Source organism: Nocardia sp. NPDC056611 (genome assembly GCF_042792755.1).
In the GTDB taxonomy this organism is placed as follows: domain Bacteria; phylum Actinomycetota; class Actinomycetes; order Mycobacteriales; family Mycobacteriaceae; genus Nocardia.
This window is the reverse complement of sequence record NZ_JBHTVV010000001.1, coordinates 324,216-344,144: the sequence shown is the minus strand read 5'-3', so window position 1 is coordinate 344,144 and position 19,929 is coordinate 324,216. Positions and strand designations below refer to the sequence as shown.

Annotated in this window: 1 protein-coding gene (cut by both window edges); it reads right to left on the bottom strand. The window is 71.2% G+C overall.

This entire window lies inside a single protein-coding gene on the bottom strand: locus ACFRAQ_RS01445, encoding a non-ribosomal peptide synthase/polyketide synthase (protein ID WP_379092551.1). The 44,112-nt coding sequence extends 11,500 nt beyond the window's left edge and 12,683 nt beyond its right edge, so the window shows coding positions 12,684-32,612 — codons 4,228 (partial) to 10,871 (partial); reading right to left, the first codon wholly in view occupies positions 19,926 to 19,928. Both the start codon and the stop codon lie outside the window.

Genomic DNA, 19,929 nt, shown 5'->3' with positions numbered 1-19,929 from the left:
CGGTCGGCGTCGGCGATCGGCTTGGCCGAATGGGCGGACAGGTCCAGCTCGTCGATGCGCAGCACCTCGGCGAGGTCGGTGTCGAAACCGACCGCGGCCGTGGTGAGTACGGCCTTGGGCGCGGCGGTCTCCAGGACGTAGCCGACGCGCTCGGCGGGCTGATCCGGATCGATCGGCACGTAGGCGGCGCCGGCCTTGGCGACCGCGTACATGGCGACGACCAGGTCGGTGGACCGTCGAATGGCCAGGGCCACCCGGTCTTCGGTGCCGATGCCGCGCGCGATGAGCTCACGGGCCAGCTGGTTCACCCGCGTGTCGAGTTCGGCGTAGGTGAGGTTCTCCACACCGTCCGCGGTGTCGGCGACGATGGCCACGGCCTTCGCGTCGTCGGCCACCGCACGGTCGAGCAGCGAGACCAGGGTGGCCTCGGAGCCGCCGTCGAACACCGCGTTCACATCCTGCGCGGTGTTGTTCCACCGGCGCAGGATCCGGGTGTTCTCGTCGTCGTCGAGCAGGTCGATGTCGCCGACGGCGACGGTGGTGTCGGCCAGGATGGCGTCCAGCACCCGCACGAACCGGTCGGCGAACGCGCGCACGGTCGATTCGTCGAACAGGTCGACGGCGTAACCGAATTCGGTGAGGATCTCGGCCGGGGTGCCGTCCTCGGTGTAGCGGTCGTACAGCGTGACGTGCAGGTCGGTCTTGGCCAGCTGCGAGTCGAATTCGACCGCGGCCACGTGCAGGCCCGGCAGTTCGAAGGCGGTCTCGGCCAGGTTCTGGAACGAGAGGCCCACCTGGAACAGCGGGTTGCGCGCGGTGGAGCGGACCGGGTTGAGCACCTCGACGAGGCGCTCGAACGGCACGTCGGCGTTGGCGAAGGCCTCCAGGTCGCGTTCGCGGACCTCGGAGAGCAGGTCGGCGAAGCTCGCGTTGCCGTCGACCTGGGTGCGGAACACCAGGGTGTTCACGAACATGCCGATCAGGTCGTCGAGTTCGCGTTCACCGCGGCCCGCGATCGGGGTGCCGACCGCGATGTCGTCGGTGCCCGACAGGCGGGCGAGCAGCACCGCGAGGGCGGCGTGCACGACCATGAACAGCGAGGCGTTGTTGGCGCGGGCCAGTTCGTGCAGCTTGGCGTGGCGTTCGGCGTCGATGTCGAAGCGCAGCGCCTTGCCGTGGAACGACTGTGCCGGGGGACGCGGCCGGTCGGTGGGCAGCTCCAGCTGGTCCGGCAGCTCGGCCAGCGCGCGAGTCCAGTACGAGACCTGCTGGGCGGCCAGCGATTCGGCGTCGTCCTCGCGGCCGAGCACCTCGCGCTGCCACAGCGCGTAGTCGGCGTACTGCACCGGCAGCGGCTGCCACTGCGGCACATCGCCGTTCACCCGGGCCACGTAGGCGGCCATGATGTCGCGCGCCATCGGGCCCATGGAGGAGCCGTCGGCGGAGACGTGGTGGACGGTGAAGGCCAGCACATGCTGGGTGGTCTCACTGTCGGTGATCTCGAACATCTTGACCGCCAGCGGCACCTCGACGGTCACGTCGAAGGTGGTCATGGCGAATTCGATGATCTTGCCGAGCAGTTCGGCCTCGGTCACCGGCTCCGGCACCAAGGTCAGATCGGTCTGCGCGGCGGCCAGGATCACCTGGTGCGGGCCCTCGGCCGACCGCGGGTACACGGTCCGCAGCACCTCGTGGCGGGCGATCACATCGCCGATGGCCTGCTTCATGGCGTACAGGTCGAGCGCACCGGTGAAGCGGACCGCGAGCGGAATGTTGTCGACCGCCGAAGTGCTGGTGTCGAACTGGTTGAGGAACCAGTAGCGCTGCTGCGCCGGGGACAGCGGCAGGTGCGCGGGCCGTTCCCCCGCGACCAGGCTCGGGCGCCGGCCCGAACCGGCATTGCGTTCCACCCGCGCGGCCAGCGCCGCGACCGTGGACGCCTCGAACAGATCGCGCACGGCCAGCTGGGTGTCCAGGGCCGCGCCGAGGCGGGCGGTGACCTGGGTGGCGATCAGCGAGTTGCCGCCGAGTTCGAAGAAGTCGTCGTCGACGCCGACCCGTCCGACGCCCAGGACGTCGGAGAAGGTGCCCGCCACGATCTCCTCGATCGGGGTGGACGGCGCGCGGAAGACCTTGGCCTCGAACACCGGCGCGGGCAGCTGCTTGCGATCCAGCTTGCCGGAGGCGTTGAGCGGGAAGGCGTCCAGCACCACGAGGGCGGCCGGCACCATGTAGCCGGGCAGGCCGTCCTGCAGTTCGGCGCGCACGGCGTCGAGGTCGACGGTGTGGCCGGCGGTCGGGATGACGTAGCCGACCAGCTGCTCGCCGAGGCGCTCGTCGCCGCGCACCACGACCACCGACTGGGCGATGGAGTCGATGGCGGTGAGGGCGGCCTCGATCTCGCCGAGCTCGATGCGCAGACCGCGCAGCTTGACCTGGAAGTCGGTGCGGCCCAGGTATTCCAGCTCGCCGCGCGGCGTCCACTTCACCAGGTCGCCGGTGCGGTACATGCGCTCGCCGTCGTGGAACGGGTCGGCGACGAAGCGGTCGGCGGTCAGCTCGGGGCGGGCGACGTAGCCGCGTGCCAGCTGGACGCCCGCGAGGTACAGCTCACCCGCGACACCCGGGGCGACCGGGTGCAGACGCGCATCCAGCACGTACACGCGGGTGTTGAAGACCGGGGCGCCGATCGGCACCGACAGCGTGTCGGCGTCGTCCACCTCGTGGTAGGTGACGTCGACGGCCGCCTCGGTCGGGCCGTACAGGTTGTGCAGGCGGGCGCCGGTGAGCTCGCGCAGCTTCTGCGCGGTCGGCGCGGGCAGCGCCTCACCGGAGGCGAAGACCTGGTGCAGCGAAATGCGTTCGGAGGCCTTCTCCGTATCGGATTCCCGGTCAGCCAGGGTGGCCACGAACACCGACATCATCGACGGCACGAAGTGCGCGGTGGTGACACCGGTCTCGGTGATCAGGTCGGCCAGGTAGCCGGGATCGCGGTGGCCGTCCGGCTTGGCGATGACCAGCGACGCGCCGATCTGCAAGGGCCAGAAGAACTCCCACACCGACACGTCGAAGGTGGCCGGGGTCTTCTGCAGCACCACGTCGTCGTCGAACAGGCCGTACTCGGTCTGCATCCAGACCAGTCGGTTGACGATGGCGGTGTGGCTCACGGCCACACCCTTCGGGCGGCCGGTCGAACCCGACGTGAAGATCACGTACGCGACGTCGTCGCCGCGCAGCGGGGCGATGCGGTCGGCGTCGGTGATCGGAGCGTCGGAGTGGCCGGACAGGTCCAGTTCGTCGATCAGCAGTGTGCGCGTGGTGGTTTCGAACTCGTCGCGCGTGGTGCTGAGCACGCACACGGGCTGTGCGGTGTCGAGCACGTACTGGTTGCGCTCGGCCGGGTGGTCGGGGTCCAGCGGCACGTACGCGCCACCGGCGACCGTGACGGCGTACATGCCGATCAGCAGGTCGAAGGAGCGGCGCATACCCAGGGCCACATAGGAATCCGGGCCGACGCCCTCGGCGATGAGGTGACGGGCGAGCTTGTGCACGCGGGCCGCGAACTCACCGTAGGACAGCTGTATAGGAATTTCCGGGCTCTGCCCGGGCGTCCCCTCGAACACCAAGGCGGTGAGATTCGGAGTGTTCTTGGCCTGGTTCTCGAACATCGACGCGAGGGTGACCTCTGCGACGATCTTCTTGCCGCCCAAGGCGACGCGCTTGACGTCGTATTCGGTGGCGTTCCAGGACCGCAGCACCTGGCGGCGCTCGGCCGCGTTCAGCAGCTCGATATCGCCGACCAGCGCGGTCGGCTCGGCGACCACGGCCGACAGCAAACGCACCAGGCGCTCACCGAACCCGGCGATGGTGGCCGCGTCGAACATATCGGTGGCGTAGGCGAATTCGGCGATCATGCCGTCGCTGCCGGGACGCTCGGTCAGGTTGAGGTGCAGGTCGAACTTGGCGGTGACCACGTCCAGCGGCACGCCGGCCACTTCCAGACCCGGCAGGGCGAAGGTCGCCTCACCGGTGTTCTGGAACGACAGCATGACCTGGAACAGCGGGTGGCGAGCCTGCGAGCGGGCCGGGTTGAGGATCTCCACCAGGCGCTCGAACGGCAGGTCGGCGTGGCCGAAGGCGGCCAGGTCGCTGTCCTTGGTGCGGGCCAGCAGCTCGGTGAACTTCTCCCCCGAGTCGACGCCGGTGCGCAGCACCAGGGTGTTGACGAACATGCCGATGGCGTCGTCGAGCACCTGCTCACCGCGACCGGCGACCGCGGTGCCGATGGCGATGTCGTCGCCGCCGGACAGCCGGGCCAGCAGTGCCGCGAAGGCCGCGTGCACGACCATGAACAGCGAGGCGCCGTGCTGGCGGGCCAGGGCCTCGAGTCCGGCCAGCAGCTCGGCGTCGATGGCGAACTCGTGCACGCCACCGGCGTTGGAGGCCACGGCCGGGCGCGGGCGGTCCGAAGGCAGGTCGATCTGGTCGGGCAGGCCCGCCAGGTCGTTGCTCCAGTAGGCCACCTGCTGCGAGATCAGCGAGTCGGCGTCGTCCTCGGAGCCGAGGGTCTCGCGCTGCCAGAGCGCGAAGTCGGCGTACTGGACGGGCAGCGGAGCCCACTGCGGCGCTTCGCCATTGGCGCGCGCCGCGTAGGCGAGCATGACGTCGCGGGCCAGCGGGCGCACCGACCAGCCGTCGCCGGAGATGTGGTGGACCACGAAAACCAGGACGTGCGTGGGCACTCCGGCATCCGAGACCCGGAACAGTCCGGCGCGCACCGGCGCGGCGGCGGTGACGTCGAAGCCGGTGAGCACCAGTTCGGCGATCCGCTCGCGCAGGTCGGCCTCGGCCACGTCGATCGCGCCGAGCCCGGTGCCGCCGCCGTGGATTCCGGCATCGGCGGCCGAGTCGAGGCGGACCTGGTCGGCGGGCAGGATCACCTGCACGCCACGGCCTTCGGCGTTCTCCGGGTAGACCGTGCGCAGCACCTCGTGGCGCTCGAGCACGTCGCCGACGGCGGCCAGCAGCGCATCCGTGTCGAGGTCGCCGGTCAGGCGCACCGCGAGCGGGATGTTGTTGACGGCCGAGGCGGTGTCGAAGCGGTTGAGGAACCACATGCGCTGCTGGGCCAGCGACAGCGGGATCTCGTCCGGGCGGGCCTGCGCCACCAGGGCGCGGCGGCTGCCGGTGCCCGCCTGCGCCTCGACCCGGGCCGCGAGGGCGGCCACGGTCGGGGCGTCGAACAGGGCTCGGACGGGGATCCGGGTGTCGAGGGCCGCGCCCACGCGGGCGACGACCTGGGTGGCGATCAGCGAGTTGCCGCCGAGTTCGAAGAAGTCGTCGTCGGCGCCGACCGGGGACTCGAGTCCGAGCACCTCGGCGAAGACCTCGGCCACGATCTCCTCGGCCCGGGTCGCGGCGGCGCGGAATGCGCGGGCGGCGAACTCCGGCTCCGGCAGGGCGCGGCGGTCCAGCTTGCCGTTGGCGCTGAGCGGGAATCCGCCCAGGGCCACGAAGGCGGCCGGAACCATGTAGGAGGGCAGTTGCTCGCCGAGGTAAGCGCGCAGGGCTTCCACGTCGATGGCGTCGGCGTCGAGCGCGATCGGCTCGCCGGTCGCGGCGTCGGCCGGGACCACGTAGGCGACCAGCTGGTCGCCGGTGCGGGCGTCGGAGCGCAGCACCACCACGGACTGGGCGACCGCGGGGTGCGCGGTGAGCGCGGCCTCGATCTCGCCGAGCTCGATGCGCAGACCACGCAGCTTCACCTGGAAGTCGGTGCGGCCGATGTACTCCAGCTCGCCGTCCGCGGTCCAGGTGACCAGGTCACCGGTGCGGTACATGCGCTTGCCCGGAGTGAAGGGGTTGGCGACGAAGCGGTCCGCCGACAGGTCGGGGCGGGCCACATAGCCGCGCGCCAGCTGCACACCGGCCAGGTAGAGCTCGCCCGCCATGCCGGGAGCGACCGGGTGCAGGCGCGAATCCAGCACGTACACCTGGGTGTTGAACACCGGACGGCCGATCGGCACGGTCTCGGTGTCGGCGTCCACGACCTGGTGGTAGGTGACGTCGACCGCGGCCTCGGTCGGGCCGTACAGGTTGTGCAGGGCCGAGCCGGTGACCCGGCGCAGCTGCTGAGCGGTGGTCGCGGGCAGCGCCTCACCGGAGGCGAACACCAGGCGCAGGCCGGTGCACCGCGCGGCGGCGGGCTCGGCCACGAACACGGCCATCATCGACGGCACGAAGTGCGCGGTCGTGACGCCTTCGCGGGCAATGGTTTCCGCCAGGTACACCGGGTCGCGGTGCCCGTCCGGCTTGGCCACGACCAGCTTCGCGCCGATCTGCAGGGGCCAGAAGAACTCCCACACCGACACGTCGAACGTGGCCGGGGTCTTCTGCAGCACCACGTCGTCGGCGGTCAGGCCGTATTCGGCCTGCATCCACACCAGGCGGTTCACGATCGCCGCATGCGGCACGGCCACACCCTTCGGGCGACCGGTCGAACCGGACGTGAAGATCACGTACGCGGTGTTCGAAGCATCCAGCGGCGCGGAGCGATCCGCGTCGGTCAGCGCGGCGTCGGAGTAGCCCGACAGGTCCGCGGTGTCCACGGCGAGGGTCGGCACGGTGGCGTGGGTGAACCCGTCGCGCTCGGTGGTGAGCACGCACACCGGCCGGGCCGTCTCGAGCACGTAGTCGATGCGGTCGGCGGGCTGGTCCAGGTCCAGCGGCACGTACGCGCCACCGGCCTCGACGATCGCGTACAGGGCGACCACCAGGTCCAGCGAGCGGCGAATTCCCAGGGCCACCATGCTCTCCGGGCCGACGCCGGCCTCGATGAGCTTGCGGGCCAGCTGGTGCACGCGGCCCGCGAACTCGGCGTAGGACAGAGCTGTGCCCTCGAACGCGACCGCGGTCGCTTCGGGGGTCCGCTCGGCCTGGGCCTCGAACAGCGCGACCAGCGTCTCGCCCGCGTCGCCGGAGGCGCTGCGCACGGTCTCGCCCGCGGGGGTGTCCTCGGCCGACAGGGTGCCCGAGGTGAGTTCCGCGACCACGGACACGACGTCGGCGGTGGTGCGGTTCCAGTCGCGCAGCACGCGGGTGCGCTCGCCGCCGACCAGCAGGTCGATATCGCCCACGGCCCGCTCCGGCTTGGCCGCGACGGCCTTCAGCAGCAGGTCGAACCGGTCGGCGAAGCGCGCCATGGTGGCCGCGTCGAACAGGTCGGTGGCGTAGATGAGTTCGGCGGTGATGCCGGACTGCGGGGCGGCGGCGTTCTCGGTGAGCACCAGTTGCAGGTCGAACTTGGCGGTGTCGATCGGTAGTTCGACGGCGCTGACGGTCAGGCCGGGCAGTTCCAGTTCGGTGATGCCGGTGTTCTGGAACGACAGCATGACCTGGAACAGCGGGTGCCGGGCCTGCGAGCGGGCCGGGTTGAGGATCTCCACCAGGCGCTCGAACGGCAGATCGGCGTGGCCGAAAGCCTGGATGTCGGTGCCGCGCACCGCGTCCAGCAGTTCGGTGAAGCCGGCGCCGCCGTCCACCTCGGTGCGCAGCACCAGGGTGTTGACGAACATGCCGATGAGGTCGTCGAGGGCGCGTTCACCACGACCGGCGACCGGGGTGCCGATGGCGATGTCGGACTCGCCGGACAGGCGCGACAGCAGCACGGCCAGCGCCGAGTGCATGACCATGAACAGCGTGGTGCCGCGGGTGCGGGCGAGTTCGGCCAGCGCGCCGTGGGTTTCGGCGTCGATGTCGAACACGTGGGTGGCGCCGCGGCCCGAGGCCACGGCCGGACGCGGCCGGTCGGAAGGCAGGTCCAGCTGGTCGGGCAGGCCGCGCAGCGACTCCCGCCAGTACGAGATCTGCTGGGAGATCACCGATTCGGCGTCGCGCTCGTCACCGAGCACCTCGCGCTGCCACAGCGCGTAGTCGGCGTACTGGACGTCGAGCACCTGCCAGCCGGGTTCGCCGCCCTCGACGCGCGCGCCGTAGGCGGTCATGACGTCCCGGGTGAGCGGGCCCATGGAGAAGCCGTCGGCCGAGATGTGGTGCACCACCAGCGCGAGCACGTGCTCGGTGGGGCTGACCTCGAACAGGCGGGCCCGGAACGGCACGTCCACGGTGACGTCGAAGCCGGTCAGCACCAGTTCCGAGAGCGCCTGCGGCAGTGCGGTTTCGGAGACCTCGACCGGGGTCAGGTCCGGGATGACCTGGCTGGTCGGGACGATCTCCTGGTACGCGTGCCCGTCGATCTCGGGGTAGCGGGTGCGCAGCGACTCGTGCCGCGCCAGCACGTCGGCGACGGCGATCTGCAGGGCCTGGCGGTCCACCAGACCGGACAGCCGCACGGCCGCCGGAATGTTGTCCACGGCCGATTCGGGATCGAACCGGTTGAGGAACCACATGCGCTGCTGGGCCAGCGACAGCGGCAGCCGCTCGGGCCGCTCCTGCGCGACCAGCGCCAGGCGGGTGCCGGAGCCGGAATGGGTTTCGGCCTTGGCGGCCAGCGCGGCCACGGTCGAGGACTCGAAGATCTCACGCACACCCAGCTGGGTGTCCAGCGCGGCGGACAGGCGCGCCGCCACCTGGGTGGCGATGAGCGAGTTGCCGCCCAAGGCGAAGAAGTCGTCGTCGAGACCGACTCGCTCCAGGCCGAGGATCTCGGCGAACACGCCGGCCACGATCTGCTCGACCGGGGTGACGGGGGCGCGGAACACCGCGGCCTCGAACACCGGCGCGGGCAGCGCCTTGCGGTCCAGCTTGCCGGAGGCGTTGAGCGGGAACTCGTCGAGCACCATCAGGATCGACGGCACCATGTAGGACGGCACGCTCTCGCCGATCTCGGCGCGCACCGCGTCCACGTCGACGCTGCGGCCCGCCGCGGCGATGACGTAGCCGACCAGCTGGTCACCGGCGTGCGGGTCGTGGCGCACCACGACCACCGACTGCGCAATGGAATCCAGTGCGGTGAGCGCGGATTCGATCTCGCCGAGCTCGATGCGCAGACCACGCAGCTTCACCTGGAAGTCGGTGCGGCCGATGTACTCGAGTTCGCCGTCCGCGGTCCAGGTGACGAGGTCACCGGTGCGGTACATGCGCGCGGAGTCGCCGAAGGGGTTGGCGACGAAGCGATCCGAGGACAGGTCCGGGCGCGCCACGTAGCCGCGGGCCAACTGGTCGCCGGCGAGGTACAGCTCGCCCGCGACGCCGACCGGAACCGGGCGCAGACGCGAATCCAGCACGTACACCTGGGTGTTGAACACCGGGCGACCGATCGGCACGGTCTCGGTGTCGGCGTCCACGACCTGGTGGTAGGTGACGTCGACCGCGGCCTCGGTCGGACCGTACAGGTTGTGCAGCTCGGCGCCCGTGAGTTCGCGCAGCTTGTGCGAGGGCTTCGGCGACAGCGCCTCACCGGAGGCGAAGACCATGCGCAGGCTGGTGCACCGCGCGGCCGATTCCTCGGCCACGAAGACCGCCAGCATGGACGGCACGAAGTGGGTGACCGTGACGCCTTCGCGGGCGATGAGGTCTGCGAGGTAGGCCGGATCGCGGTGGCCCTCGGGCTTGGCCACGACCAGCTTCGCGCCGATCTGCAAGGGCCAGAAGAACTCCCACACCGACACGTCGAAGGTCGCCGGCGTCTTCTGCAAGACGACGTCCTCGGCGGTCAGACCGTACTCGGCCTGCATCCAGACCAGGCGGTTCACGATCGCCGAGTGCGGCACGGCCACACCCTTCGGACGACCGGTCGAACCCGACGTGAAGATCACATACGCGGTGTTCGAATCCCGCAGCGGCGCACGACGATCCGCGTCGGTCAGCGGCGCGGCCGAGTAGCTCGACAGATCCAGCTTGTCGATGCGCACCTGCGCGGTGTCGACCGCGAGGTCCTCACCGGAGGTCAGCACGGTCACCGGGTCGGCGGTCTCGAGGATGTACTCGGTGCGCTCGGCCGGGTGGTCCGGGTCCAGCGGCACGTAGGCGGCGCCGGTGACAGCGACGGCGTACATACCGACGACCAGGTCCAGCGAGCGGCGCATGCCCAGCGCCACGAACGATTCCGCGCCCACGCCGCGCTCGACGAGCCAGCGGGCCAGGCGGTGTACGCGCTCGGAGAACTCGGCGTAGGACAGAGCTGTCCCCTCGAAGGCGACGGCGATCGCGTCGGGGGTCCGCTCGGCCTGCGCCTCGAACATGGCGACCAGGGTCGCCGCTTCGGCCTTGTGCTCGGTGAGCACGGCCTCGACATCGAACGCGGTCTCGTTCCAGGTCTCGACGACCTGGGTGCGCTCGGCGGCGTCGACCAGCTCGATATCGCCCACGGCGGCGGCGGGATCGGTGGTGATCGCGGTGAGGACCCGGATCAGGCGGTCCGCGATGCGCTCGACGGTGGCCTCGCCGAACAGGTCGCGCAGGTAGCCCGCGCGGATGCGCAGACGGGTGTCGAGCTGGGCGATGAGGGTGAGCGGGTAGTGGGTGGCGTCCGCGGCGTCCAGGCCGGTGACGGCCATGCCGTCGATGTCCGCGGCCTGGGACCGGATGCCGTCGGCGTCGACGGGGTAGGACTCGAACACGACCAGGGTGTCGAAGAGTCCGCCGATGCCGGCGGCCGACTGGATGTCGGCCAGGCCCACGTAGTGGTGGTCGAGCAGGTCGGCCTGCTCGCCCTGGGTGCGGGTGAGCAGCGTGCTCGCCGCCTCGGCCGGGTCGAAGGCGACCCGCACCGGCACCGTGTTGATGAACAGACCCACCATGGACTCGACGCCCGAGAGCTGCGCCGGGCGACCGGACACCGTGGTGCCGAACAGCACGTCGTCGCGGCCGGTGAGGCGGCCGAGCAGGATGCCCCAGGCGACCTGGAGCACGGTGTTCGGGGTGACGCCGAGTTCGGCGGCGAGCCCGGTCAGGCGCGCGGTCGCGGCCTCGTCCAGGTCGAAGAAGTACTCGCCGGACAGCGCGGTGATCTCGCGGCCGGTGTCGGGGCGGGTGAGCAGGGTCGGCTCGGAGACGCCGAGCAGCGACTTCTGCCAGGCCGCCAGCGACGCCGAACGATCCTGCTGCGCGACCCATTCCAGGAAGTAGCGGTAGGACCGCACCGGCGGCAGCACCGCGGTGTCGGAGTGCGTGGCGTAGAGCACCAGCAGGTCCTGCATGAGCAGCGGCATGGACCAGCCGTCGAGCAGGATGTGGTGGTTGGCCACGGCCAGCTGGTAGCTGTGGGCGTCGGTACGCACCAGCGTGTAGCGGATGAGCGGCGGCGCGGTCAGATCGAAGCGCTGGACGCGGTCCTCGGCGATGATCTCCGCCGCCCGGGCCGCGCGGGCGTCGGCGTCGGCGATATCGGTGAGGTCGTGGTTGGTCCACGCCACCCGCACGCCGTCGATGACGACCTGCACCGGCACGCCGGACGCGTCGTTCACGTAAGCGGTGCGCAGGATCTCGTGACGCTCGATGAGCGCCTGCGCGGCCGACCGCAGCCGGTCGGCGTCGACGCGGCCCTCGAGGGTGAGCACCGCCTGCGCGGTGTACACGTCCACCGAGGTGGCGGCCAGCTGGGCGTGGAAGAGCAGACCGGCCTGCAGCGCGGACAGCGGCCACACCTGGTGCAGGGAGCCGTAGCGCTTCTCCCAGCCGTCGATGTCGCGCTGGGTGACGCGGACCAGGCCGAAGTCGGACGGGGTGTGCCCGCCCTTGGCCGAATCAGCGTGCGCGGCAACGGCTTCCAGAGCCGACATCCACAGGGCGGCGAACTCGGCGATCTCCGTGGCGGAGATCAGCGTGCTCGGGTAGCCGATCTGCGCGGTCAGCTTGTCGCCCGCGACGATGGCGTTGATGTCGATCGGGGCCATGGCGGGCATATCGGCGTCGTAGGAGCCCGCCAGGTCGGCCAGGTCGGCCGCCGGGATCCAGCCGAAGCCGCGCAGCGCCTCGGGCACGTCGCCCTCGTTGACCCGGCCCAGGTAGTTGAAGCTGACCTGGCCCGGCAGCTGCTTGGGCAGCTGGGCGGCGGTGTCGGAGTTCATGTATCGCAGCAGGCCGTAACCGATGCCCTTGTCGGGCACCGCGAGCAGCTGTTCCTTGACCGTCTTGATGGCCCGGCCCATGGCCGCGCCGCCGGTGAGGGCGGCGTCCACATCGATGCCGGACAGGTCGAAGCGCACCGGGAAGATGGCGGTGAACCAGCCGACCGTGCGGGACAGGTCGGCGCCGGGCACGACCTCTTCCTCGCGACCGTGGCCTTCCAGGCGGACGAGGGCTGTGTTCTTCTCCCCCAGGCCCTTGCCGGCGCGGAACTTGGCCACCGCCAAGGCGAGCGCGGTCAGCAGACCGTCGTTCACGCCGCCGTGGAACAGGGCTGGCACGGTGGTCAGCAGCGAGCGGGTGGCCTCGGCCGACAGCTCGACGCGGTGCTTGACGATGGTCGCGGTGACGTCGACGGCCGGGTCCATGGCGCGCTCGGTGAGCAGCGGGTCCGGGCTCTCGACGACGTCGCGCCAGAACGCGAGCTCGGCGACGCGCTCCTCGGTGGCGGCCTCCCGCTCGAGGGCGTGCGCCCAGGTGCGCATGCTGGTGGCGGGGGCGACCAGCTCGGGGGTCTGCCCGGCGGACAGCTGGCCCCAGGCGGCGACGAAGTCCGGCACCAGGATTCGCCAGGTGACACCGTCGACCACCAGGTGGTGACCGGCGACGATCAGGCGTCCGGCGCGGCTGTCGTCCGAGGGCTCCAGCCACACGAACCGGATGACCTGGCCCGCGGCCGGATCCAGCTTGTCGAGCGTGGCATCCAGTGCGGCCGCGGCGATCTCGAACAGCCGCTCGTCGGTGACGGCGGCGTCGAACCCGGTGCGGTCGATCAGCGAGTCCGCGTCGATGGTTCCGGGCGCGGCGGTCTCGACGATCCAGTCCGCGTCCGGCACCCGACGCAGACGCGCCCGCAGCATGTCGTGGCGGTCGATGACCGCGCCGACGGTGGCGGCGATGCCCGCGCGGTCGATGCCGTGCGGGAGTTCCAGGGCCATGGTCTGGTTGAAGCGGCCGAACTCGCCCGGCCGGCCCGCCATGAACCGGACCACCGGGGTCAGCGGCATGACACCCACGCCGCCGCCGGGCAGCTCGGTCAGCTGCGGGGCCGAATCGCCCTGGCCGTCCGAGGCTTCCGCGATGGCGGCCAGACCGGACACGGTGCGCTGCTCGAACACATCGCGCGGCGAGAACACCACGCCGCGCGCCTTGGCCCGCGACACCAGCTGGATGGAGACGATGGAGTCACCGCCGAGCGCGAAGAACGAGTCGTCGATGCCGACCCGCTCCAGGCCCAGCACCTCGGCGAACACCTCGGCGATGGTCTGCTCGAGGGCATTGCGCGCGGCCCGGAAGACCACCTCGGTGGCGAAGACCGGCTCGGGCAGCGCCCGGCGGTCCAGCTTGCCGACCGGAGTCAGCGGCACCCGGTCGATGATCATGACCGAGGACGGCACCATGTACGCGGGCAGACGCTGCTCGACGTGCGCGGTCACGGTCGCCACATCGATCGAATGACCCGGCGTGGCAACCACGTACGACACCAGCGAGGTCGCGCCCGCGGCGTTCTTGTGGCCCACGGTGACCGCGAAGTCGACGGTCTCGTGCGAGGCCAGCGCCGCGTCGATCTCACCGAGCTCGATGCGGAAACCGCGCACCTTGACCTGGAAGTCGGAGCGGCCGACGTACTCGACCAGGCCGTCCGGGGTCCACCGCACCACGTCACCGGTGCGGTACATCCGCGCGCCGTCCACATACGGGTTCGCGACGAAGCGGTCGGCGGTCAGGCCCGGCCGCGCGTGGTAGCCGCGCGCCAGCTGGATGCCCGACAGGTACAGCTCACCCGCGACACCGACCGGCACGGGGCGCAGGCGGTTGTCGAGGATCAGCGACTGCATGCCCCGGATGGGACCGCCGATGGTGACCAGGTCACCCGGAACCAGCGCGTCGCTGATGTTGGTCATGATGGTGGTCTCGGTGGGGCCGTAACCGTTGTGGAAGGCACGCATCGTGCCGTCCGCCAACGGAACCGCCCACTTCTCGACCAGGTCGGCCGGGACGGCTTCACCACCGGCGACCAGCACGCGCAGCGAGTCCAGGCCCGCCGGTCCGAAGGTGGACAGCGCGGCCGGGGTGATGAACGCGTGGGTGGCGCGCTCGCGGCGGATCAGCTCGGCGAGCTCCTCGCCGCCGTAGGTGCCCGGCGGGACGACCACCAGGGTGCCGCCCTTGCCGATGGCGAGCAGGAATTCCAGCATCGACGCGTCGAACGACGGCGACGCGAAATGCAGTGCGCGCGAGGAGGAGTCGAGCGCGTACCGCTCGGCCTGCTCGACGGTGAAGTTGGCCAGACCGGCGTGGCTGACCACGACGCCCTTGGGCACACCGGTGGAACCGGAGGTGTAGATGACGTAGGCCGGGTGCTCCGGGCGCAGCGGGCGGACCCGCTCGTCGGCGGCGATCGCGGTGTCCGCGAAGGCATTCAGGTCGAGCTCGTCGAGCACCAGCCACTCGACCGAGTCCGGCATGTCCGCGCGCACCGACGCCACGGTGAGGCCGACCGGCGAACCGGAGTCGGTGACCATGTGGGCGATGCGGTCGGCCGGGTAGTTCGGGTCCACCGGCACGAAGGCCGCACCGGTCTTGGACACCGCCCACTCGGCGAAGTAGGAGTCGTCCGATCGCGGGACGGCGACGGCGACCAGGTCCTCGGCGCCGATGCCGCGCTCGATGAGCAAGCGCGCCAGGCGGTTCGAGCGGGCATCCAGCTCGCCGTAGGACAGACTCCGGCCCTCGAACACCACCGCGGGCGCGGCGGGGTCGATGGCGACGGCGTCGGCGATCAGCTCGGGCAGGGTGCGCGCCGGGACGGCGGGCAGGCCGAACCGGGCCACCAGATCGGCGCGCTCGCCGGAGTCCAGGATGTCGATCGCGCCGACACCGATCTCCGGGTTCGCGGCGACGGCCTCGAGCACCCGCACCCAGCGCTGCGCGAACCCGGCCGCGGTGGCCGCGTCGAACAGATCGGTGGCGTAGGTCAGGGCCAGCGCCATGCCGGAGTCCTGCTCCGACAGCGTGAACTGCAGGTCGAAGCGGGAGATGTTCTCGTCGAGATCCAGCGTGGAGACCGTCAGACCCGGCAGTTCGATGCTGGTGCGGTCCAGGTTCTGGAAGGCCAGCATGACCTGGAACAGCGGGTTGCGGGCCTGCGAGCGCTCGGGCGCCAGCAGTTCCACCAGCCGCTCGAACGGCACGTCGGCATTGCCGAAGGCGTCGAGGTCGGTGTGGCGCACGCGGTCCAGCAGGTCGGTGAACGACTCGCCGGGCTCGATGCCGGTGCGCAGCACCAGCGTGTTGACGAACATGCCGACCAGGTCGTCGAGCGCGGCCTCACCACGACCGGCGACCGGGGTGCCGACCGCGATGTCGTCGCCGCCGGACAGGCGGGCCAGCAGCACCGCGAGGGCGCTGTGCATCACCATGAACAGCGACGAACCGCGCTGGCGGGCAACGTCTTCCAGCGCCGCGATCAGCTCGGGCGACAGCGTCCGCTGCAGGGTCGCGCCGCGGTGCGAGGCGATGGCCGGCCGCGGGCGGTCGGTGGGCAGGGCCAGCTCGTCGGGCACGCCGCCGAGCACGCGCTGCCAGTAGGCGACCTGGCGGGCCATGATCGAGGACGAATCCTCTTCCGAGCCCAGCACATCGCGCTGCCACAGCGCGAAGTCGGCGTACTGCACGGCCAGCGGGGCCCAGCCGGGCACCGCGCCCTGGGTGCGCGCGGTGTAGGCGACCATGACGTCGCGGGCCAGCGGGGACATGGAGAAACCGTCACCGGCGATGTGGTGCACGACCACCACGAGCACGTGCTCGGTGGCGTCCTCACCGCCCGCGCGGAACAGGCGGGCGCGCAGCGGAACCTGCTCGGCCACATTGAAGCCCAGTGTGGCGAACGCGGTCACCGTGGCGGTGAGCTCGGCCGCCGCGACCGTGACCGGCCGCAGGTCGAGGGCGATCTCCTCGGCCGGGACGACCACCTGCATCGGGGTGCCGCCGTGCTCGGGGTACTTGGTGCGCAGCGACTCGTGGCGGCGGACCACATCGGCGACCGCGAGTTCCAGTGCCGCGGTGTCGAGTTCACCAGTGAGGCGGATGGCCAGCGGCAGATTGTAGGCCGCCGACGAGGTGTCGTACTGGTTCAGGAACCACATGCGCTGCTGCGCGAACGACAGCGGCACCAGCTCGCCCTGAATCCGGGTGCGGGCGGTCAGCTTGGCGCGTGAGGCGCCGTCGGCATGCGATTCGATGCGGGCCGCGAGGGCCTCGACCGTGGTCGCCTCGAACAGGGTGCGCACCGCGACCGTGGTGTCGAGGGCCGCGCCGATGCGCGACACGACGCGGGTGGCGATGAGCGAGTTGCCGCCCAGATCGAAGAAGTCGTCGTCCAGGCCGACCCGTTCCAGGCCGAGGACCTCGGCGAAGACGGCGGCCACCGTCTCCTGGGTCGGGGTCTCCGGCGCGCGGAAGGCGCGAGCCTGCGCGGCCGGGGCCGGCAGGGCGCGACGATCGAGCTTGCCGTTGACGGTCAGCGGAATCCGGTCCAGGACCACGACGGCGGACGGGACCATGTAGGCGGGCAGCAGCTCGGCCGCGCCGTCGCGGACGGCGTCCACGGCGGGCGCGACACCGTCCTGCGGCACCACGTAGGCGACGATGCGCTGATCGCCCGGCTGGTCCTCGCGCACGATGACCGCGGTCTGCGCGACCCCGGCCTGTGCCAGCACCGCGGACTCGATCTCGCCGAGCTCGATGCGGAAGCCGCGAACCTTGACCTGATCGTCGGCACGGCCCAGGTATTCGAGCTCGCCGAAGCGGTTCCAGCGGGCCACGTCACCGGAGCGGTACAGGCGGGCGCCCGGCGCGCCGAAGGGGCTGGCCACGAAGCGGGCCGCGGACAGGTCCGGTCGACCCAGGTAGCCGCGCGCCAATTGCGCACCGGCGACGTACATCTCACCCGCGACGCCGACCGGCACCGGGTGCAGGCGGTCGTCGAGGACGTACACGCGCAGACCGGCGATGGCCCGGCCGACCACCGAACCGGTGGCGGCGGCGATGGTGTCGGCGTCGAGCACCCGCACCGACACGTGGACCGTGGTCTCGGTGATGCCGTACATGTTCACCAGGTACGGGGTGGAATCCCCGTGGCGGGCAACCCAATCCGAGAGGCGGCGCAGCTCCAGCGCCTCACCGCCGAAGACGACGTAGCGCAGGGCCAGGTCCTGCTGGTCACCGGCGGCGGCCGCGATGCGGTCGGCCTCGGCCAGCTGGTAGAACGCCGACGGCGTCTGGTTGAGCACCGTGACCCGCTCGCGGCGCAGCAGTTCCAGGAACTGCTCCGGCGAGCGCGACACGTAGTAGTCGACGACGACCAGCTTGCCGCCGTAGAGCAGCGGGCCCCACAGCTCCCAGACCGAGAAGTCGAAGGCGTAGGAGTGGAACAGGGTCCACACGTCGTCGGGTCCGAAACCGAACTCGCGATCGGTGTTCGCCATCAGGCGCACCACGTTCCGGTGCGCGACCGCGACGCCCTTGGGGCGGCCGGTCGAACCGGAGGTGTAGATGACGTAGGCGACGTGATCGGGGTTCAGCGCCGCGCGGCGGTCGGCATCGGTGACGGGGCCGTCGGCCGCGTCCACGATGTTCCCGGCCTCCAGCGAGAAGCCGTCCAGCAGAACGGTGTTCAGGTCGGCGGGCAGCTCGACCTGCACGGTCGAGTCGGTAATCACGCTGGTCGGCTTCGCGTCCGACAGCACGAAGGCGATACGGTCGGCCGGGTAGGACGGATCGATCGGCACGTAACCAGCACCGGTCTTGATCACGGCCAGCAGCGCCACGACCAGATCCGCCGATCGCGGCAGCAGTACCGCGACCAGCGACTCCGGACCCGCGCCCTCCCCGATCAGCCTGCGCGCCAGCACGTTCGCGCGGCGATCCAGCTCGAAGTAGGTGAGCTCCTCGTCGCCGAACCGCACCGCTACCCGCTCCGGGTGGGCGGCCACGGCCAGGTCGAACAGGCCCGAGATGGTGGCCTCGGCCGCGGCGAACGGGCTCGCCAGCGCCGCCAAGGGGTTGGACAGGCGCTCGGCGGCCCCGCCCAGCGCGGCCAGCGCCGCGACCTCGGGCGCGATGCCCGAGATCCCTTCGGCGACAGTCAGTTCGGCCTCGGCGACGGCGGCGCGCGCGGTCTCGGCCAGCTCGACGATGTCCTCGCCCGCGGAGACCCAGTACTCGGCCACGTCGTGGCGTTCGCCCTCGCCCAGCAGGTCGATATCACCGATCAGGGCCGACGGGTCCTCGGCGACGGCGCGCAGGATGCGGACCAGGCGCTCGGCGAAGGAGATGACGGTCTCGGCGTCGAACAGATCGGTGGCGTAGTTCCAGGACAGGCCCAGCGACCCGTCGGCGTGCTCGCTCACGGTGAGCTGCACGTCGAACTTGGCGGTGCCCGGATCGAATTCGACGACCTCGAGGGCCAGGTCCGGCAGCTCGACCGCGGCCGCGTCCTTGGCGCCGGCGGCCTCGAAGGTCAACGCCACCTGGAACAGCGGGTGGTGAGCCTGCGAGCGGACCGGGCTGAGCACGTCCACCAGCCGCTCGAACGGCACGTCGGCGTGCGCGAAGGCGGCCAGGTCGGTGCGGCGCACCTGGGCGAGCAGATCGCGGAAGGCGGCGTCCGGCTTGACCTCGCTGCGCAACACCAGGGTGTTGACGAACATGCCGACCACGTCGTCGAGCGCGCGTTCGCCGCGGCCCGCGATCGGGGTGCCGATGGCGATGTCGGTGGCCCGGGACAGGCGCGCGGACCAGGCCGCGAGCGCCGCGTGGACCAGCATGAACAGGGTGACGTCGTGTTCGCGGGCCACGCTCGTGAGAGCGCGGTGCAGGTCGGCGTCGATCGAGAAGTCGTGCATGCCACCGGCATTGGTGGCGACCTCGGGCCGCGGCCGGTCGGCGGGCAGCTCCAGCTGCTCGGGCAGGTCGGCCAGCTGGGTGGTCCAGTAGGCGATCTGCTGGGCGGCGATCGACTCGGGATCGGTCTCCGCGCCGAGGATCTCGCGCTGCCACAGCGTGTAGTCGGCGTACTGCACCGGCAGCGGCGACCAGGCCGGGGCCTCGCCGGTCGCGCGGGACAGGTAGGCGGCGACCACGTCGCGCAGCAGCGGGCGCAGCGAGGCGCCGTCGGCGCTGATGTGGTGCAGCACCAGCACCAGCACGTGTTCGGTCTCGCTGAGGCTCAGCACCGTGGCGCGGAACGGCAGTTCGCGGGTGACGTCGAAGAAGACGCTCGCGAGCTGCGTGATGCGCGCGGTCAGGTCGGCCGGGGTGACGGACTCGGTCCGGACCTCGAAGTCGATCTCGGACAGCGGCAGGACGCGCTGGAAGCCGTCGCCCTCGATCTCGGGGTAGACGGTGCGCAGCGACTCGTGCCGGGCCAGCACGTCGCCCAGGGCGGCGGTGAAGGCGGCCGGGTCGATCGCGCCGGTGAGCTTCAGCGCCACCGGGATGTTGTTGACCGCGGTGCGGTTGTCGAAGCGGTTCAGGAACCACATGCGCTGCTGCGCCAGCGACAGCGGCACCAGCTCCGGACGCTCCTGGGCGACCAGGGCGGCGCGCGCGCCGGTGCCGACGCGCGATTCCAGCTGTGCGGCGAGCGAGGCCACGGTGGAGGCCTCGAACAGGGCGCGCAGCGGGATGTCGGCGTCGAGCGCCGCGGACAGGCGCGCGATCACCTGGGTGGCGATCAGCGAGTTGCCGCCGAGCTCGAAGAAGTCGTCGTCCAGGCCGACCCGGTCCAGACCGAGCACGTCGGCGATGGTCCCGGCGACCGTCTGCTGCACCGGGGTA